General features: G+C 64.0%; 14 protein-coding genes. 9 read left to right on the forward strand and 5 right to left on the reverse strand.

Features of this window, described 5'->3' with window-relative positions:
- Window positions 1-39 precede the first annotated feature (39 nt).
- Window positions 40-1,020: a DMT family transporter gene (locus tag FJW07_RS10015; RefSeq protein WP_140643692.1), complete on the reverse strand. Its 981-nt coding sequence runs from the start codon at window positions 1,018-1,020 to the stop codon at window positions 40-42.
- A 210-nt stretch (window positions 1,021-1,230) separates the two neighbouring features.
- Window positions 1,231-2,673: an XRE family transcriptional regulator gene (locus FJW07_RS10020; protein WP_140856117.1), complete on the reverse strand. Its 1,443-nt coding sequence runs from the start codon at window positions 2,671-2,673 to the stop codon at window positions 1,231-1,233.
- Window positions 2,674-2,925: 252 nt separating this feature from the next.
- Between FJW07_RS10020 and aceA the strand changes: the two genes are divergently transcribed.
- The 3 genes from aceA (at window position 2,926) to FJW07_RS10035 (ending at window position 5,186) form a co-directional block, all read left to right on the forward strand.
- Window positions 2,926-4,215: an isocitrate lyase gene (gene aceA / locus FJW07_RS10025; protein ID WP_140856119.1), complete on the forward strand. Its 1,290-nt coding sequence runs from the start codon at window positions 2,926-2,928 to the stop codon at window positions 4,213-4,215.
- Between the two features lie 54 nt (window positions 4,216-4,269).
- A complete protein-coding gene (locus FJW07_RS10030) occupies window positions 4,270-4,512 on the forward strand; it encodes a hypothetical protein (protein ID WP_027168360.1) in 243 nt (80 codons plus the stop codon).
- A 290-nt stretch (window positions 4,513-4,802) separates the two neighbouring features.
- The gene (locus tag FJW07_RS10035) at window positions 4,803-5,186 is read left to right on the forward strand and encodes a response regulator (RefSeq protein ID WP_140655498.1); all 384 of its coding nucleotides are present in this window, start codon (window positions 4,803-4,805) and stop codon (window positions 5,184-5,186) included.
- Between the two features lie 17 nt (window positions 5,187-5,203).
- On the opposite strand, the gene FJW07_RS10040 is transcribed toward FJW07_RS10035, so the two are convergent.
- On the reverse strand, window positions 5,204-5,911 hold the full coding sequence (locus FJW07_RS10040) for an HAD family hydrolase (RefSeq protein ID WP_140856121.1): 708 nt from the start codon (window positions 5,909-5,911) through the stop codon (window positions 5,204-5,206).
- 242 nt (window positions 5,912-6,153) lie between these two features.
- On the opposite strand from FJW07_RS10040, the gene FJW07_RS10045 reads away from it, so the two are divergent.
- The 3 genes from FJW07_RS10045 to FJW07_RS10055 all read left to right on the forward strand — a co-directional run bounded on the left by FJW07_RS10045 (window position 6,154) and on the right by FJW07_RS10055 (window position 10,022).
- Window positions 6,154-7,587, forward strand: a complete 1,434-nt coding sequence (locus FJW07_RS10045) for a glutamine synthetase family protein (RefSeq protein ID WP_140647700.1) — start codon at window positions 6,154-6,156, stop codon at window positions 7,585-7,587.
- Between the two features lie 10 nt (window positions 7,588-7,597).
- Entirely contained in the window at window positions 7,598-8,884 is a 1,287-nt protein-coding gene (locus FJW07_RS10050) for an FAD-binding oxidoreductase (protein ID WP_140856122.1), read from the forward strand.
- 247 nt (window positions 8,885-9,131) lie between these two features.
- The gene (locus FJW07_RS10055) at window positions 9,132-10,022 is read left to right on the forward strand and encodes an SH3 domain-containing protein (RefSeq protein WP_140856124.1); all 891 of its coding nucleotides are present in this window, start codon (window positions 9,132-9,134) and stop codon (window positions 10,020-10,022) included.
- On the opposite strand, the gene FJW07_RS10060 is transcribed toward FJW07_RS10055, so the two are convergent.
- Together FJW07_RS10060 and FJW07_RS10065 are read right to left on the reverse strand one after the other, a co-directional pair.
- Entirely contained in the window at window positions 10,006-11,283 is a 1,278-nt protein-coding gene (locus tag FJW07_RS10060) for a Mur ligase family protein (protein ID WP_348640180.1), read from the reverse strand. The two genes, FJW07_RS10055 and FJW07_RS10060, sit on opposite strands and share 17 nt — an antisense overlap.
- Before the next feature lie 147 nt (window positions 11,284-11,430).
- Complete coding sequence (locus FJW07_RS10065; RefSeq protein ID WP_140856126.1) at window positions 11,431-12,177, reverse strand: SDR family oxidoreductase; 747 nt, start codon at window positions 12,175-12,177, stop codon at window positions 11,431-11,433.
- A gap of 305 nt (window positions 12,178-12,482) precedes the next feature.
- On the opposite strand from FJW07_RS10065, the gene zwf reads away from it, so the two are divergent.
- From zwf to edd, 3 genes are read left to right on the forward strand one after another with little or no spacing between them, the layout of a single operon-like run.
- The gene (gene zwf / locus FJW07_RS10070) at window positions 12,483-13,952 is read left to right on the forward strand and encodes a glucose-6-phosphate dehydrogenase (protein ID WP_140856127.1); all 1,470 of its coding nucleotides are present in this window, start codon (window positions 12,483-12,485) and stop codon (window positions 13,950-13,952) included.
- Entirely contained in the window at window positions 13,934-14,650 is a 717-nt protein-coding gene (pgl, locus tag FJW07_RS10075) for a 6-phosphogluconolactonase (protein ID WP_140856129.1), read from the forward strand. Before zwf ends, pgl begins: the two co-directional genes overlap by 19 nt.
- A gap of 59 nt (window positions 14,651-14,709) precedes the next feature.
- Window positions 14,710-16,533 (forward strand): phosphogluconate dehydratase, encoded by a 1,824-nt coding sequence (gene edd / locus FJW07_RS10080; protein WP_140856130.1) that lies wholly within the window; start codon window positions 14,710-14,712, stop codon window positions 16,531-16,533.
- Window positions 16,534-16,627 lie beyond the last annotated feature (94 nt).

Raw genomic sequence — 16,627 nt, forward strand, 5'->3', positions numbered from 1 at the left:
CCCGGCAACTGGGTTGTCAATGGGGAAGGCTGCCTATCGTCAATTGGGCGACGGCAGGCCGGTGACGCCGGGACGCGCCGGCCGCGTCTGGCGCTTGAACTCCAGGCCGATATGGACGAGCAGCGCCGTGACCACGACCGCGCCGCCGATGATGGTGCGCACCGACGGCATTTCGGAATGGACGAGCCAGACCCAGATCGGCCCAAGGATCGGCTCGAAGGTGCCGAGCAGCGCCGCGATCGCCGCCGGCACCAGCCGCGCGCCCATGGCGAAAAAGGCGAGGCCGACGCCAAGGTTGATGACGCCGAAGGCGAAGAGAAAGCCCATATCCCGCCCCGAAACCGCGAACGCCGAGGCCTGGGAAGCGGCGAAAGCGCCGGCGAAAAGCGCCGCGAGACAATTGGCCGGCACCATGCGCACATGGGCAAAGCGCCGGGTGATAACGGTCGCCACCGAGAACATGACCGCGATCAGCAGCGCCAGGCCGTCGCCGATCGGCGAGACGGCGCCGCCCAGGGATTCGGAGACCATGATGGCGACGCCGGCGATGACGGCGGCAATCGCGATCCAGGTCGCCGGGCTTACCCGTTCGCGAAACAGGAGCCAGGCAAGAAGCGCCGCCAGCAGCGGCACGCCGGCCTGCATCAAGAGGATGTTGGCGACGGTCGTGTAGGCAAGTGCCACCACGAAGCTGGTCGAGGCGGTGGCGAAGCAGAAGGCGACGCCGAGGCCGGGCAGGCCCATATGCCGGAAGAGGTTCAGGGTACCGCGCCAACCGTCGCGGAACAGCATGAAGGCGATGAGAAAGGCCACGGCCCACAGCGAACGCCAGAACACCACGGTCCAGCTGTCGCCGACATGGATGAAACGGGCGATGGTGCCGCCGAAGCTCCACATAAGCGCCGAAAGAAAGACCAGGAGCATGCCGATCCGCTCCTCGCGCGGCGAGACGGCTGGCAAAGCGACTGGCGACGGGGCGACAGGCGACGGGACGACGGGGGACGGGGCGGTATCGGTCATGGACATGACTTGTCAGCGAGTTGCGTTCGACACGATGCACCAAGTACAACAGGGATTCTGTGTCTCAAACGACGGGACTGTGTCTCAATCGCGTAGCGCAAAGTACAAAGCCATGCGTGATCCAGCATTCGCTCAAATGTAGGACAACCTCTCCGCGGTTTACTTCGACACAGTCAGACCCCAGACCGATGCGCAGGCTCGGGCGACATATCATCCCTGAAAATCGAAGGCGCTGAGGCCCGTCACCATCTCGTCGAGGCCGAGCGGGCGCGTCACCGGCGGCTCGGCGCGCGCAAGGCAGCCTACGCGCTCGCAAAGCCGGCAGGCGGGGCCTACCGGCGTGGCGAAGCCTTGCCCGGACTTGCCGGCGGCTCCGGCCGGCAGCGCCGCGCCGTAGACGATCTCGTCTCGGAAGCCGATATCGCAGCCGAGCAAGAGCGCGGTGCGACGCGGCCGTTCGGAGAAGGCGCCTTGTGGACCTTCCAGCGTGCGGGCGATGCACAGGAACTCGGCGCCATCGGGCATTTCCAGCGCCTCGACCAGGACCTGGCCCGGCTGCGAGAAGGCCGCATGGACCGGAAGCTTGGGGCAGCCGCCGCCGAAGCGGCTCTGAGGGTAGCCCTGGCTGCCGGCCTTGCGGAAGCGGTTCCCGGCATTGTCGACTTCCAGCATGAAGAACGGCACGCCCGATGCGCCCTGCCGCTGCAGCATGGTCAGTCGGTTGGCCGCCTGTTCGAAAGAGACGCCGAAGCGGGAACGCAAGACGTCGATGTCGTAGCGGGCGCGAACGGCCGCCGCATGGAAAGCCTGATAGGGCATCATCAGCGCATGCGCGGCATAGCGGCCGAGCTCGAAGCGGGCGAGCCGCCGGGCCTCGTCGGTGCCGAGCTTCAGCGCCTGGAGCTCGCCCGCGATGGCCACCGACATGCGCATCAGGCTCGCCTCCATGGCGATTTCTCGCAGCTGGTCGAAAGGCGACAGCCGCTCGGAGAGGAACAGGCGCTGCGAATGGCGGTCGTAACGGCGGCGCCAGTTGGGCATGGTGGCGACCGGCAGCACCTTGACGACGATGCCATGCTCGCGCCTCAGCCAGGCCTTGAGCGCGCCGGACAGGTCGTCGCCGGGTTCGAGCACCGATGTGAAAGCTTCCGCCTCCTCCTCCAGCGAAGCGAAGTGGTTCGGCCGGCGCTCGAACACTTCGTGGACTTCATCGGCAGGCAGGCGCGTGCCGGACAGCGCGGTTGCCCTGCCCTCCTTGGCCAGAAGCTGGTTGAGGTCGGACAGGCGCTCAGCCTGTTCGCGGTAGGCGCGAAACAGTTTTGCCATCGCCGCCGAGGCGTTCGGCGCGGTCTCGGCGAGATCGATCAGTTCCTGATCGCCAGGCAGTTCGCCGGCAAGAAGCGGATCGCTGAACGCTTCGCGCAACGCCGCGATCGAGCCCTTCGTCTCTCCTTGCAATTCATGCGGATCGACCTTGTAGACAGAGGCCAGCTTGAGAATAAGCTGCACCGTCAGCGGGCGCTGGTTGCGCTCGATCAGGTTGAGGTAGGACGGCGAGATGCCCAGTCCCTCGGCCATCGCCGTCTGGGTCAGGCCTCTGGCGTTGCGCAGCCGGCGCAGTCGCGGACCGGCGAAGATCTTCTGGTCGGCCATCCGTGCCATCCTTGACAAGAATTTACATGGATATCGAGTCCGGTGTCCGTTACGCCGTTTTTACAATCGTGACAAATTTACAGAGATAGCCTGTCAATGACAACACAGCTTTTCCTTTATTTTCAGTGCCGAATGGTGGTTTTTCTGGGCGCTTTTCGCGCTGCAATGTAAATGATGTCACACGCAGACATCGCAAGGCTATAGGATTGCGATGTCGCGCTGAAGCAGTTTCCAAACGATCCGGAGTGACCAATGACCGATTTTTACAACCTCGTCCCCTCCGCGCCGGAGGGCCGTTTCGACGACATCGAGCGTCCCTATTCGCCAGAGGACGTGAAGCGGTTGCGCGGCTCCGTGCAGATTCGCCAGACGCTGGCCGAGATGGGCGCGAACCGGCTCTGGAAGCTCATCCACGAGGAGGACTTCGTCAACGCGCTGGGCGCCATGTCGGGCAACCAGGCCATGCAGCAGGTTCGGGCCGGACTGAAGGCGATCTATCTCTCGGGCTGGCAGGTGGCCGCCGACGCCAACACCGCGTCGGCGATGTATCCGGACCAGTCGCTTTACCCGGCCAATGCGGCGCCGGAACTGGTCAAGCGCATCAATCGCACCTTGCAGCGCGCCGACCAGATCGAGACGTCCGAAGGCAGCGGGCTATCGGTCGAGACCTGGTTCGCGCCGATCGTGGCCGATGCCGAAGCCGGCTTCGGCGGCCCGCTCAACGCCTTCGAGATCATGAAGGCCTTCATCGAAGCCGGCGCCGCGGGCGTCCACTATGAGGACCAACTGGCGTCGGAAAAGAAATGCGGCCATCTCGGCGGCAAGGTGCTGATCCCGACAGCGGCGCATATCCGCAACCTCAACGCGGCGCGCCTTGCGGCCGACGTCATGGGCACGCCGACACTGGTCGTGGCGCGCACGGACGCCGAGGCGGCGAAGCTTTTGACCTCCGATATCGACGAGCGCGACCGGCCTTTTGTCGATTACGATGCAGGCCGCACGGTCGAGGGCTTCTACAATGTGCGGAACGGCATCGAACCTTGCATCGCGCGCGCCGTGGCCTATGCGCCGCATGCCGACCTGATCTGGTGCGAGACCTCGAAGCCCGATCTGGCGCAGGCCAGGAAATTCGCCGAGGGCGTGCACAGGCATCATCCTGGCAAGCTGCTCGCCTACAATTGTTCGCCGTCCTTCAACTGGAAGAAGAACCTCGACGACGCGACGATCGCGAGGTTCCAGAAAGAGCTCGGGGCGATGGGCTACAAGTTCCAGTTCATCACGCTGGCCGGCTTCCACCAGTTGAACTTCGGCATGTTCGAGCTGGCGCGCGGCTACAAGGACCGGCAGATGGCCGCCTATTCGGAACTGCAGGAGGCCGAGTTCGCGGCGGAGGCCAACGGCTATACCGCGACCAAGCACCAGCGCGAGGTCGGCACCGGCTATTTCGACGCCGTGTCGATGGCGATCACCGGCGGCCGGTCTTCGACCACCGCCATGCATGAATCGACCGAGCACGCCCAGTTCAGGCCGGCGGCCGAGTAACGGATAGCAACCAGAGGAAACGCCCGCAGGGCATCTACATCGAGGAGAAGAGCAATGGCATCGATAAGCCGTGTCAAGGAAAGGGCAGAAGAACAATCGAGCGCGATGAGCGTCGACCAGCAGGCGACGATCCGCATGCTCGCCAACGATCTGCACCGACTCAACCAGTCGGTCATGAAGGCAGTCGAGGCCGGTGTCTCGGTGGAACTGGTCCGCTCGGCCAGGCACCATGGCGGCGACGGCAACTGGGGAGACCTTTTGATCCCGGTGATCGTTACCCAGCAGAGCCACACTTGACGTAACGTCAACAGTCTCGGCGATAGTCTCCCGCGCGCTATACGTTCGGGAGACTATCGTCTTTTTTCGGTTTGCCTTCACCGTCAAGTGGTACGACTTGCTCTGAATCTCGGATTTCTTGCTATATTTTCGACCTCGACCGTTTCAGCTTGACACCGGCCGCGATCTCACCCAATTGTGCCTCAGGTTTCAACCCTGCATTGAACCAGAGTGTCAGCCCGCCGATGTGTCCCCCCGACCGTGACGACCACTCCGAAAAACGCTCGAAACCGGCAGCCCGGACAGGCGCGATCGCTGCGGACTTTTCCAAAGTGCTCGTCGTCGGAAAATCGTCGATCAACCGCGTCGTGGTGTCGAAAATCGTCGAGAAATCGGGACTGAAGCCGATCTCGGAACCGCCCGAGGCTGCCGAGAAGACGCTGACCGGCCAACTGCCCGGCGCCGTCATCCTGGACGGCGGCCCGGACAACAAGGATTGCGACCGGCTGATGTCGGCCATCGACGCGCTGCGGCGCGCCTCCGGCAAGCCGTTGCCCGCGGTGATCCTGCTTTCAACCCGAAGTGGCACGCCGGAAAGTCTCGGCCTGTCGAGCGTGATCGATGCGGTGGTTGCCAAGCCGATTACGCCCGAGAGGCTGCAACCGGTGGTCGATCGCCTGGTCGGGCGCGGCTAAGGCCCCCCTAAAGCTGGTCAGCCTGCAGCGGCGATGCTTTCGATCAGCGCGGGCAGTTCGCTCAGGTCAGCGATCTGCCGGAAACGCGGCGCCGCGACCGGCGCTTCGGCGTGCTCGGCCGCCCAGGTCAAATCGTGCGGGACATAGATGCCCCAACCGCCCGCGTCGATGGCCGGGATGACGTCCGACTTCAACGAGTTGCCGACCATCATGCTCCTTTGCGGTCCGTCGCCATGGCGGCTGAAGATGCGGGCATAGGTGGCGGCGCTCTTGTCGCTGACGATCTCGACGGCGTCGAAAAGCTCGCCCAGGCCCGATTGCGCCAGCTTGCGCTCCTGATCCATGAGGTCGCCCTTGGTGATCAGCACCAGGCGATAGCTGCCTGCCAGCTTCTCGACCGTCTCACGCGCATGCGGCAGCGGCTCGATCGGGTGGCTGAGCATGTCGCGGCCGGCAGCCAGGATTTCCGCGATCGTCGAGGCCGGAACGCGGCCTTCGGTAACCTCGATCGCCGTCTCGATCATAGACAGCATGAAGCTCTTTATGCCGAAGCCATAGACGCCGAGATTGCGCTTTGCGGCTTCAAGCAGGTTCGCGGAAATCCGGCTTGCGTCGCCGTGCTCGGCAAGCATGGCGATGAAGCGCTGTTCGGTCATGCGGAAGAACTGCTCGTTCTGCCACAACGTGTCGTCGGCATCGAAACCGATTGTGGTAAGAGCGGACATTGCGACGTCATCCTCCTCACGAACGCGTGGTGTAGACGCGTTTGCCGGGCACTGCTAGCTCTAGCTGGGGTGCATGCTGAATTCGTGGAAAGGCGAGCTGGAGCGTATCCTGGAAAGCTCCCAGGACAGCGATCCGATCCAGCTCGTCATGGCGCTTCGAGAACTCGCGTAAACCGCCTCCCCTTCCCTTCCCCCGTAGCGCCCGGCTATAGTTCGAAATCCGCAACACAATCTGGTGAATGATGCCGCCTGAAAAAAAGGAAGTCCGTCCGTCAAGCCGGGGGGGACGCGCCCGCACGCCTGCATTCCTGAAAAACCAGCGTGGTGTGAAGAACTGGAAGGAAGCCAGCGCCTGGCTCGAATGGCGCGGCATCGAGGACATCGAGTGCATCACGCCCGATCAGGCGGGCGTCGCCCGCGGCAAGATGATGCCGTCCAAGAAATTCACTTCCAACACCTCGCTGGCGCTGCCTTCGGCCGTGTTCATGACGACGATCTCCGGCGGCTATCCCGAGGACGGCAACGGCTTCCATTATCCCGAGGACGACGGCGACCTGAAGCTGCTGCCCGATCTTTCGACGCTGACCGTCGTGCCCTGGGAAGAGGATCCGACGGCCGCGGTCATCTGCGATCTCGTTCACCAGGACGGCCGCTCGGTCGAGTTCACGCCCCGCAACGTGCTGAAGCGCGTGCTGGCCGCCTATGACGAGCGCGGGTTGAGACCGGTGGTGGCGCCCGAGATCGAATTCTACCTGGTGCGCAAGAACCCCGATCCGGACTATCCACTGACGCCGCCGGTCGGACGTTCGGGACGGCCGATCGGCGGCGGCGCCGGCTATTCGATCGCGGGCGTCAACGAATTCGACGAACTGATCGACGACATCTACCATTTCTCGGAACGGCAAGGCCTGGAGATCGACACGCTGATCCATGAGGAAGGCGCCGGCCAGCTCGAGATCAATCTGCGCCACGGCAATCCGATCGAGCTCGCCGACCAGGTCTTCATGTTCAAGCGCACCATCCGCGAGGCGGCGCTGAAGCACGAGATCTACGCCACCTTCATGGCAAAGCCGATCCAGGGGCAGCCGGGCTCGGCCATGCATATCCACCAGTCGGTCGTCGACAAGAAGACCGGCAGGAACATCTTTTCGGCCGAGGACGGCTCGGAGACCGATGCGTTCTTCCACTTCATCGGCGGCATGCAGAAGCATGTGCCGAACGCGCTGGTGATGTTCGCGCCCTACGTCAATTCCTATCGCCGGCTGACGCAGCAGGCTTCGGCGCCGGTCAACAACAAATGGGGCTACGACAACCGCACCACCGCCTTCCGCGTGCCACGCTCGGATCCGGCGGCGCGACGCGTTGAAAACCGCATCCCGTCCTCCGACGCCAACCCCTATCTGGCGCTGGCGGCCTCGCTTGCATGCGGGCTGGTCGGCATGAGCAACAAGATCAAGGCGGAACCGCCGGTGCTGACGACCGCCAATGCGGATGAAATCGACCTGCCGCGTGGTCTTCTGGAGGCCGTCGGCCTGTTCGAGGACGATAAGGAGCTCGGCGCCATCCTGGGCAAATCCTTCGCCGCCACCTACACCGCGATCAAGCGCGCCGAGTTCGAGACCTTCATGGAAGTGATCAGCCCGTGGGAGCGGGAGTATCTCTTGTTGAACGTATAGGGCACTGATCATGCCCTATCAGTCTCCCATTTCCCCGGGCCGCTCGTGGTACGAGGATACGGCCGGGCCTCGGCCCGAATACCCTTCGCTAGATGGTGATCGCCAATGTGACGTCGTCATTATTGGCGGCGGCTTCACTGGCCTCTCGGCAGCCGCGCATCTCGCCAAAGCCGGCGCGAATGTCGTGCTGATCGAGGCCTATCGCTTCGGCGACGGCGCGTCGGGGCGCAATGGCGGCCAGCTCGGCACCGGCCAGCGCGCCTGGGCGGAGGAGTTGGAGGCCGAATACGGTCTCTCGCGCGCCAGGGCGCTGTTCGACATGGCGGAAGAAGCCAAAGCGCATCTTCTGGACTTCGCCGCCGCCAACGCAATCGACATCGACTACATGCCGGGCCAGCTTTCGGTGGCGCACAAGCGGCGCTATGTCGACGACTACAAGCGCCACGCCGAGATCATGGCGAACCGCTTCGGCTACCCGCATGTCAGCTTCATGGACGCGGCGGAGACAGCGGAGCGGCTCGGCTCGACACGCTACTTCGGCGGGGCCCGCGACATCGGCACCGGACACATCCATCCGCTGAAGCTGGTGATCGGCACGGCGAGAGTGGCTGCGGCCTCCGGCGCGCATCTCTTTGAGCAGACGCCGTCCACCGGCATCGCTTCCAATGGCGGCAAGGTGACGGTCACGACGCCCAGGGGCACGATCGCAGCCGACAGATGCCTGATCGGGGTCAATGCCTATGGCGGCAACCTGGAGCTGGTGAGTGCGGCTCACATCATGCCGATCGGCTCCTTCATCGGCGCGACCGTGCCGCTCGGCGCCGCTTCCAAGGTACTGCCGGGCGGCGAGTCGGTCGACGATTCCCGTTTCGTGGTGCGCTATTTCCGCAAGTCGAAAGACGGCCGGCTGTTGTTCGGCGGCCGCGAGGTCTATGCCGTCAACGATCCGAAGGACATCCATATCCACATCCGAAAGCAGATCGCCGAGCTCTACCCGGACCTCAAGGATGTCGAGATCACGCATGGCTGGGGCGGCTATGTCGGCATCACGGTGCCGAGAAAGCCGTTCGTACGCGAAGTGATGCCGAAGGTGATTTCGATGGGCGGCTATTCCGGCCACGGGGTCATGCTGTCGAACTTCTTCGGCAAGCTCTATGCCGAGGCCGTTGCCGGCAACCGCGACCGCTTGAAATTGATCGAGGATCTGAAAATTCCCGCCTTCCCGGGCGGTCGGCGTTTGCGGGCGCCGCTCTTGTTCCTGGCGCTGAACTGGTTCGCGCTACGCGACAGGATTTGAAGCCGGCAGGCCAGCCGAAGCCACCGATTCGAGGCTGGCGGCCTCCACGCGGCAGGTTGTGGAAGCCTTAACAGGCGCGCGGAATTTCGCAAATTGGCTCACTCATGCCATAATCAGCAGTATTATGGGCGAAAATCCGGGGATTTCGCGGGCCTGCCCGCAAAGATTTCGGGACCGATGCCGATCGAAGCCAATCGTTACGGCAATGATCGAAAGAACGTCGGCCCGCTTGTTGGAGGTGGTTTGAGTGAACGAGCCCTTCAGTTTCGGCGCGCCGGAACGGCAGCGCTTTACAATGCAGTTCGGCTATAACGTACGGCCATCCTTCTGGCAGAAGGTACAGTCGAACGCGCATCTGGTCATTGCAGCGGTCGGCACCGCCGCGCTGCTCGGCGTGGCCGCGGTGGCGCTGTGGCTGTGCATTCCGGGCAGTGACCGGCAAGTGACTGCGGTAAATGCTGCGCAGATCGTTCCGACAATTCCGGTGAAGACCACGAAAGTCGCTCCGGCGGCAGCGGCGGTCACTGTGGCGACGGCGCCGCAGGCCGCGCGCAAGGGGGATGCGGTAACGCCCACGACGGCGGCCCGCGAAGCCAACATTCCGGCCTTGGCATCAAACAACCCTCGCTGGACGGCTTCCGATGCCAAGACGCCACCTGCCCCGGCCGAGAACCAGCCAGCTCCATTCAAGCAGGCCGCCGACGCGGCCCCCGCGCAATCGACCGATACGGCCTTTGCCGAGGCCGATGCCGAGAACGACGCTTCGGACGCGCTGTCGCAGGTCGCCGGTTCCGCCAGCGAGACAGCAGCGGCAGCGAAGAAGCCGGGCGACACGATGGACGGCGCCCAAACCGCCGCCATTCCCGAAGCCAAGCCGCAGGTTCCAGATCCGCAACCGGCAGCGACGGACAGCTCGGCACAGCCTGAGCCGAAAGCTCAAAGAGCCAGCGCGGCCGCAAACGGGCGCGTCTTGAGGGCTGTGACCATGCGCTCAGGCCCGAAGAAAGGTGCCGCCGCAATCGCCACAGTGCCGGCCAAGGCATCGGTGCAGGTGATGAATTGTAAGAAATGGTGCGAGATCGTCTATAACGGCAAGCACGGCTGGGTCTACAAAAGCTACATCAAGACCGGCGCATAAGGCCCAATCCGCCAAGCAGCCGTCCGAGCCGACCTTTCCTGCGCTCAAGCCTGAGATCCGCGATGAAGGACTTGTGGTCTTGGAACGGCACTTCGTAGAGGCCGCAAGTCTGGCAGGCCTCTTTCTTGCCGCACGCCGGAATCCAGCACCTGATGTCGTGCGTCCAGGCCAGCGCGATCCTCTCCAGATGAAGGTTGGATGAACTCTTCAGCAGAATCAGTTCTCCGGGGACGGCGGTCTGCTTGATGTGATCGGAGACTTCTTTCGGGGTGCGAAGCTCCACGAAACGGCCGCTGTCGCGGTCGGCCTGGCTGGCGCGTGAGCGGTGGGCATTGTCGCCGGTATAGATGACCTCGTCGGCGACGTCGCGCGCGGTACCGTAAGCGGTGCCATACTTTCTCGACGAACCGGTGTAGTCGGAAATCTGTCCGACGACGATCCGTTTACGAACGGCCGTCGCTTTGGCCATCATCTCGAACGCAATGTTCAGCGAATGCCAGGGCGCTTTGGCAGCATCGACGATGAACTGTGGACCCCGATCGGTCACCAGCACCGTGCAGCGGTTGGCCAGAGGTTCGAAGGATGCGGTCCTTGCGGCGATTTTCTCCGGTGGAACACCAAGTTCCAGCGCCGTGACGACGGCGGGGGCTGCCGGCAGCCAGAAGTGCTCGCCGGGGAATGGTGTCTGCATGTGTATGTCGCCACCGTGCCATCGAAGCGAAAATCTGAGCAGGTCCGGATAGGCGGCATGGATGTCTGTTACACGATAGTCCGCGGCCTCGGACTGACCGAAAGTCGCGACGCGGCACCTTGCGCCCGAAGCCATGTCAAGCACATGTAGGTCGTCGGCGTTCAAGATCGCGAGTCCGCCGGGCTCCAACGCATCGACCAGCGCCCGTTTTTCCCACGCAACAGCTTCCAGCGTCCTGAACTTGCCGACATGCTCCAGCCGGATCATCGTCACGAGCGCGACGTCCGGCTTCAGCATTTGCGCCATGCCTCGGATCGAACCGGGCTCATACGCGCCGGCTTCGAAGACGACGTAGTCGACTTCGCCCGCGCGTTTCTGCGCTTGTAGAGCGTGCGGACCAGTGCGTTGAGCGTGTTGGCCAGAACTTGCGTATGGACCGTGCCGTGACCGGCCAGGATATGCCCAAGCAAGCTGGTTGCCGTCGATTTGCCGGAACTGCCGGTTATCCCGATGAAGACAGCCTTGCTTTGGGCACGCGCACGGTTTGCCCGATAGCGACGCAATCGCCAGCCCAGATCATTGCGAATTTCACGCAGCCTGACCTTAACCACGCGCCAATTCCCCTACCCCCGATCCGTTATCGTTTTGACGGACCATGAAGTCAAATGGGACTCGGCTTTACCGCGCATAAAGCTGCCATGCGCCACCTGAAGCGGCTCAGATGCAGCGGCCGCCGTCGACCTCCAGCGCCACGCCGGTGATGAAGGCGGCTTCATTCGAGGCCAGCCACAGCGCCGCGTTGGCGATATCGAGCGGCGTCGAAAGCCGGCCTAGAGGGATCGAGGCGCGGAATTTCTCGCGGATCTCCGGCGTGTCGGCGCCCATGAACTTCTCCAGCATCCCGGTCTCGCCGGCGACCGGGCAGAGGCAGTTGACGCGGATGTTCTTCGGCGCCAGTTCGACCGCCATCGACTTGGTGGCGGTGATCGCCCAGCCCTTGGAGGCGTTATACCAGGTCAGGCCTGGCCTTGGCCGAAGCCCGGCCGTCGAGGCCGTGGTCAGGATGACGCCGCCTCCCTGCCGGTCCATGATCGGCACGACGGCAAGCGCCGCGTGATAGATCGCCTTCATGTTGACCGCGGTGATCAGGTCGAAGGTTTCCTCATCGACGCCGAGCATGTCGCCGTTGCGATGGGTGAAGCCCGCATTGTTGACCATGATGTCGATGCGGCCGAAAGCGCTCTTCGCGGCATAGATCATCTCGTCGAATTCGGAGCGCAGGGAAACGTCGGTCTGGGTCCAGATCGCGCTCTCGCCGATCTCTTCGGCCACCCGCTCGGCGCCCCTGGCGTTGAGGTCGGCGACGACCACGCGCGCGCCCTCTTCGGCAAAGCGCTTGGCCATGCCTTCGCCGAAGCCCGACGCGGCACCGGTGATGACGGCGACCTTGTTTTCCAGACGCATGCTTTTCCCGCTCATTGGATTCCGCAGCTTGACGCGACTTTCCACCTGCCGCCCGGCCCACCGCGAGCCAGGCTACATCTCCCTTAGCTTTCGTCACATTCGCGTTCTATGCTGCAGCCGCGAACGCTTCCGGAAGCCATGGCTTGCCCGACGGGCCTGCCGGCGGCGTGAGTGTCGGGAAACATGTGGACCGATGCAAGTGCAAGCGATTGGTCCTCGCATGTGACACCATGGCACTGGAAAATTTAAATCGATTAGAATATACCAACCACGCTGCCGGCGCCCGGCATCAAATCGGACTGACCATGACCAGCCAGATCATCCCTGTCGATCCCTTCGACTTCATCATCTTCGGCGGCACCGGCGACCTGTCGGAACGCAAGCTCCTGCCATCGCTCTACTATCGCCAGTGCGGCCATCAGTTCTCCGAGCCGACGCGCATCATCGGCACCTCGCGCGCAAAAATGACCGATGCCGAATTCCAAGCCTTCGCCAAGAAGGCGATATCGCAGCATGTGAAGCCGTCCGATATCGACGCCAAGGAGCTGGAGAGCTTCCTGGCCAGGCTTTCCTATGTCTCGGCGGACGCGACGACCGGCACCGGCTTCGACAAACTCAAGAAGGCAATCGGCGACAGCGACCGCATCCGCGCCTTCTACCTCGCGGTGGCGCCGGCGCTGTTCGGCGACATTTCGCACCAGTTGAAGGAGCACAAGCTGATCACGCCGAGCTCGCGCATCGTGCTGGAGAAGCCGATCGGCCGCGACCTCACCTCGGCGCGGGCGCTCAATGACGCGGTGGGTGACGATTTCCACGAAAGCCAGATCTTCCGCATCGATCACTATCTCGGCAAGGAAACGGTTCAGAACCTGATGGCGCTGCGCTTTGCCAACGCGCTTTACGAGCCGTTATGGAACTCGGCCCAGATCGACCATGTCCAGATCACGGTCGCCGAAACAGTGGGGCTCGAGGATCGCGTAACCTACTACGACAAGGCAGGTGCGCTGCGCGACATGGTGCAGAACCACATGCTTCAGTTGCTCTGCCTGGTCGCCATGGAGACGCCGTCGTCGATGGACGCCGACGCCGTCCGCGACGAGAAGCTGAAGGTGCTGAGGGCGCTGAAGCGCATCAACGGCAATGAGGCGCCCAAGCACACGGTGCGCGGCCAGTATCGCGCCGGCGCCTCGGCGGGCGGTCCGGTCAAGGGCTACGTCGAGGAGCTCGGCAAGGACAGCAACACCGAGACCTTCGTCGCCATTAAGGCCGAGATTGGCAACTGGCGCTGGGCCGGAGTTCCGTTCTACCTGAGGACTGGCAAGCGGCTCGCCACCCGCGTCTCGGAAATCGTCATTGAGTTCAAGCCGATCCCCTATTCGATCTTCGGCGAGAGCGCCGGGCCGATCTTCGCCAACCAACTGGTGATTCGGCTGCAGCCGGACGAAGGCGTCAAGCAGTACATCATGATCAAGGACCCGGGACCGGGCGGCATGCGGCTGCGCCAAATCTCGCTCGACATGAGCTTCGCGCAATCCTTCCAGGGACGCGCGCCGGACGCGTATGAGCGACTGATCATGGATGTGGTGCGCGGCAACCAGACCCTGTTCATGCGCCGCGACGAGGTCGAAGCGGCCTGGAAGTGGATCGACCCGATCCAGAACGCCTGGGAAGGCGCCAGGCAGGAAGCTCAGGGCTACACGGCCGGAACCTGGGGGCCGTCGGCCTCGATTGCCTTGATCGAACGTGACGGACGGACATGGCACGAGAGCAATTGAGCGAAGTCCGTTACGGCTGGAACGGCTTTGCCGATCGCCAGGACCTGGCGACGGCGCTTGCCGGGCAGATTGCCGACCGGCTGAGCGGCGCCATCTCGGAACGCGGCACCTCGCTGCTCGCGGTGTCCGGCGGCACCACGCCGGCGAAGCTCTTCGCCGCGCTGTCGACCGCGCCGATCGCCTGGGACAAGGTCATCGTGACGCTGGTCGACGAGCGCTTTGTGCCGCCGTCCTCGCCGCGCTCGAATGCCGGGCTGGTGGCGGCGAACCTGCTCCAGAACAAGGCAGCCGCGGCACGCTTCGTGCCGCTCTACCATGAGGCGGCAAGCATCGAGGACGCAGCCGCGGCGGACAGCGAAGCACTGCAGGCGCTGCCCTGGCCGCTCGACGTGGTGGTCCTCGGCATGGGCGGCGACGGCCATACCGCCTCGTTCTTTCCCGATGCCGGCAACCTCGAGGAATTGCTCGACCCTGCCTCGCGGCGGATCGTGCTGCCGGTGCACGCGGCGAGCGGCGGCGAGCCGCGGCTGACGCTGTCGATGGCGCGCATCGTCGCCGCCGGCTTCGTCGCGCTCCATATCGAAGGCGAGGACAAGCGCGCCGCGTTCAACGGCGCGATGGGTCCTGGCGCCGAGAAGCCCATCCGCAGAGTGCTCGAGGCGGCGCCGAGACCAATAGAGGTGTTCTGGGCACCCTGATTGCAACATGACGGCCCGACGGCGCTGGGAGGACGTTGCCGGGCTCGAAAGGACGGACCATGACAGCCAGACGCGATATCGAAGCCATCACGGAACGCATCCGCCACCGTTCGAAAGCCGGCCGCGAAGCCTATCTCGGCCGTATCGCGGAGGCTTCCAGCCGGACCGCAAACCGCGCGGTGCTGGGCTGCGGCAACCTTGCCCATGGCTTTGCCGTGTGCAGCCCCTCCGAAAAGATCGCGCTGGGCGGCGACCGCGTGCCGAACCTCGGCATCATTACCTCCTACAATGACATGCTGTCGGCGCATCAGCCCTTCGAGACGTTCCCGGCGCTGATCAAGGAAGCCGCGCGGGAAGCGGGCGGCATTGCTCAAGTCGCCGGCGGCGTGCCGGCGATGTGCGACGGCGTCACGCAAGGCCAGCCCGGCATGGAGCTGTCGCTGTTCTCGCGCGACGTGATCGCGATGGCTGCGGCGATCGGCCTGTCGCACAACATGTTCGACTCGGCCGTGTTCCTCGGCGTGTGCGACAAGATCGTGCCCGGGCTGGTGATCGCGGCGCTCACCTTCGGCCATCTGCCTGCCGTCTTCATCCCCGCCGGGCCGATGACGACGGGCCTCGCGAATGACGAGAAGGCCAAGATCCGCCAGCTTTATGCCGAAGGCAAGGTCGGCCGCGCCGAACTGCTCGAGGCCGAGTCCAAATCCTATCACGGGCCGGGCACCTGCACCTTCTACGGCACAGCCAATTCCAACCAGATGCTGATGGAGATCATGGGCCTGCACACGCCGGGCGCCTCCTTCGTCAATCCCGGCACGCCGCTGCGCGATGCGCTGACGAGGGAAGCGGCGAAGCGGGCGCTGGCGATCACCGCGCTCGGCAACGCCTATACGCCGGTCGGTCGGATGATCGACGAGCGCTCGATCGTCAACGGCGTCGTCGGCCTGCATGCCACCGGCGGCTCGACCAACCACACGATCCATCTGATCGCGATGGCCGCCGCCGCGGGCATCGCGCTGACCTGGCAGGACATTTCCGACCTGTCGGAGGCGGCGCCGCTCTTGGCGCGCGTCTATCCGAACGGGCTTGCCGACGTGAACCATTTCCATGCCGCTGGCGGGCTCGGCTTCCTGATCCGCGAGTTGCTCGACGAAGGCCTGTTGCACGAGGATGTGCAGACGGTGTGGGGCGAAGGCCTGCGGCCCTACGCCGTCGAGGCGCGGCTTGGCGAAGACGGCAGTGTCGTGCGCGAGGCAGCACCTTCGCAGAGCGGCGACGAGAAGGTGCTGGCGCCGTTCAAGAAGGCGTTCCAACCGACGGGCGGCCTGAAAGTGCTGGGCGGCAATCTCGGTCACGCCGTGATCAAGACCTCTGCCGTGAAACCGGAACGCCGTGTCATCGAGGCGCCGGCAAAGGTGTTCGACAGCCAGCAGGCGCTGAACGACGCCTTCAAGGCCGGTACGCTGACCGGCGATTTCATCGCCGTCATCCGTTTCCAGGGCCCTAAGGCCAACGGCATGCCGGAACTGCACAAGCTGACCACGGTGCTCGGCATCCTGCAGGATCGCGGCCAGCGCGTCGCGCTGGTGACCGACGGGCGCATGTCGGGTGCTTCCGGCAAGGTGCCGGCGGCGATCCACGTGACGCCGGAAGCGGTCGAGGATGGACCGATCGCCAGGATCCATGACGGCGACGTCATCCGGCTCGACGCCGATGCAGGCACGCTGGAAGTGCTGGTGCCGGGGACGGAATTCGCGCTGCGCCGCACGGCCGAAGCCGATCTCATCGGCAACGAGTTTGGTTTCGGCCGTGAGTTGTTCGCCGGCTTCCGGCAACTGGTCGGCCGAGCCGACCATGGCGCCGCCGCTTTCGGCAACGCCTGATCTTCTCGACTTCAATAAAAAAGGGCGGCTCGAGGCCGCCCTTCAGACTGCTGACAAACCTCTGGCATTTGCCGGGGGTTTTTGATTCACTGGG

It is taken from the genome of Mesorhizobium sp. B3-1-9, from assembly GCF_006439595.1.
GTDB lineage: Bacteria > Pseudomonadota > Alphaproteobacteria > Rhizobiales > Rhizobiaceae > Mesorhizobium.

What these genes read in the sequence shown, in the direction of transcription:
- FJW07_RS10015 (WP_140643692.1), bottom strand. Translation starts at nt 1,020, where the DNA reads ATGACCGATACCGCCCCGTCCCCCGTCGTCCCGTCGCCTGTCGCCCCG.
- FJW07_RS10020 (WP_140856117.1), bottom strand. Translation starts at nt 2,673, where the DNA reads ATGGCCGACCAGAAGATCTTCGCCGGTCCGCGACTGCGCCGGCTGCGC.
- aceA (WP_140856119.1), top strand. Translation starts at nt 2,926, where the DNA reads ATGACCGATTTTTACAACCTCGTCCCCTCCGCGCCGGAGGGCCGTTTC.
- FJW07_RS10030 (WP_027168360.1), top strand. Translation starts at nt 4,270, where the DNA reads ATGGCATCGATAAGCCGTGTCAAGGAAAGGGCAGAAGAACAATCGAGC.
- FJW07_RS10040 (WP_140856121.1), bottom strand. Translation starts at nt 5,911, where the DNA reads ATGTCCGCTCTTACCACAATCGGTTTCGATGCCGACGACACGTTGTGG.
- FJW07_RS10045 (WP_140647700.1), top strand. Translation starts at nt 6,154, where the DNA reads ATGCCGCCTGAAAAAAAGGAAGTCCGTCCGTCAAGCCGGGGGGGACGC.
- FJW07_RS10050 (WP_140856122.1), top strand. Translation starts at nt 7,598, where the DNA reads ATGCCCTATCAGTCTCCCATTTCCCCGGGCCGCTCGTGGTACGAGGAT.
- FJW07_RS10065 (WP_140856126.1), bottom strand. Translation starts at nt 12,177, where the DNA reads ATGCGTCTGGAAAACAAGGTCGCCGTCATCACCGGTGCCGCGTCGGGC.
- zwf (WP_140856127.1), top strand. Translation starts at nt 12,483, where the DNA reads ATGACCAGCCAGATCATCCCTGTCGATCCCTTCGACTTCATCATCTTC.
- pgl (WP_140856129.1), top strand. Translation starts at nt 13,934, where the DNA reads ATGGCACGAGAGCAATTGAGCGAAGTCCGTTACGGCTGGAACGGCTTT.
- edd (WP_140856130.1), top strand. Translation starts at nt 14,710, where the DNA reads ATGACAGCCAGACGCGATATCGAAGCCATCACGGAACGCATCCGCCAC.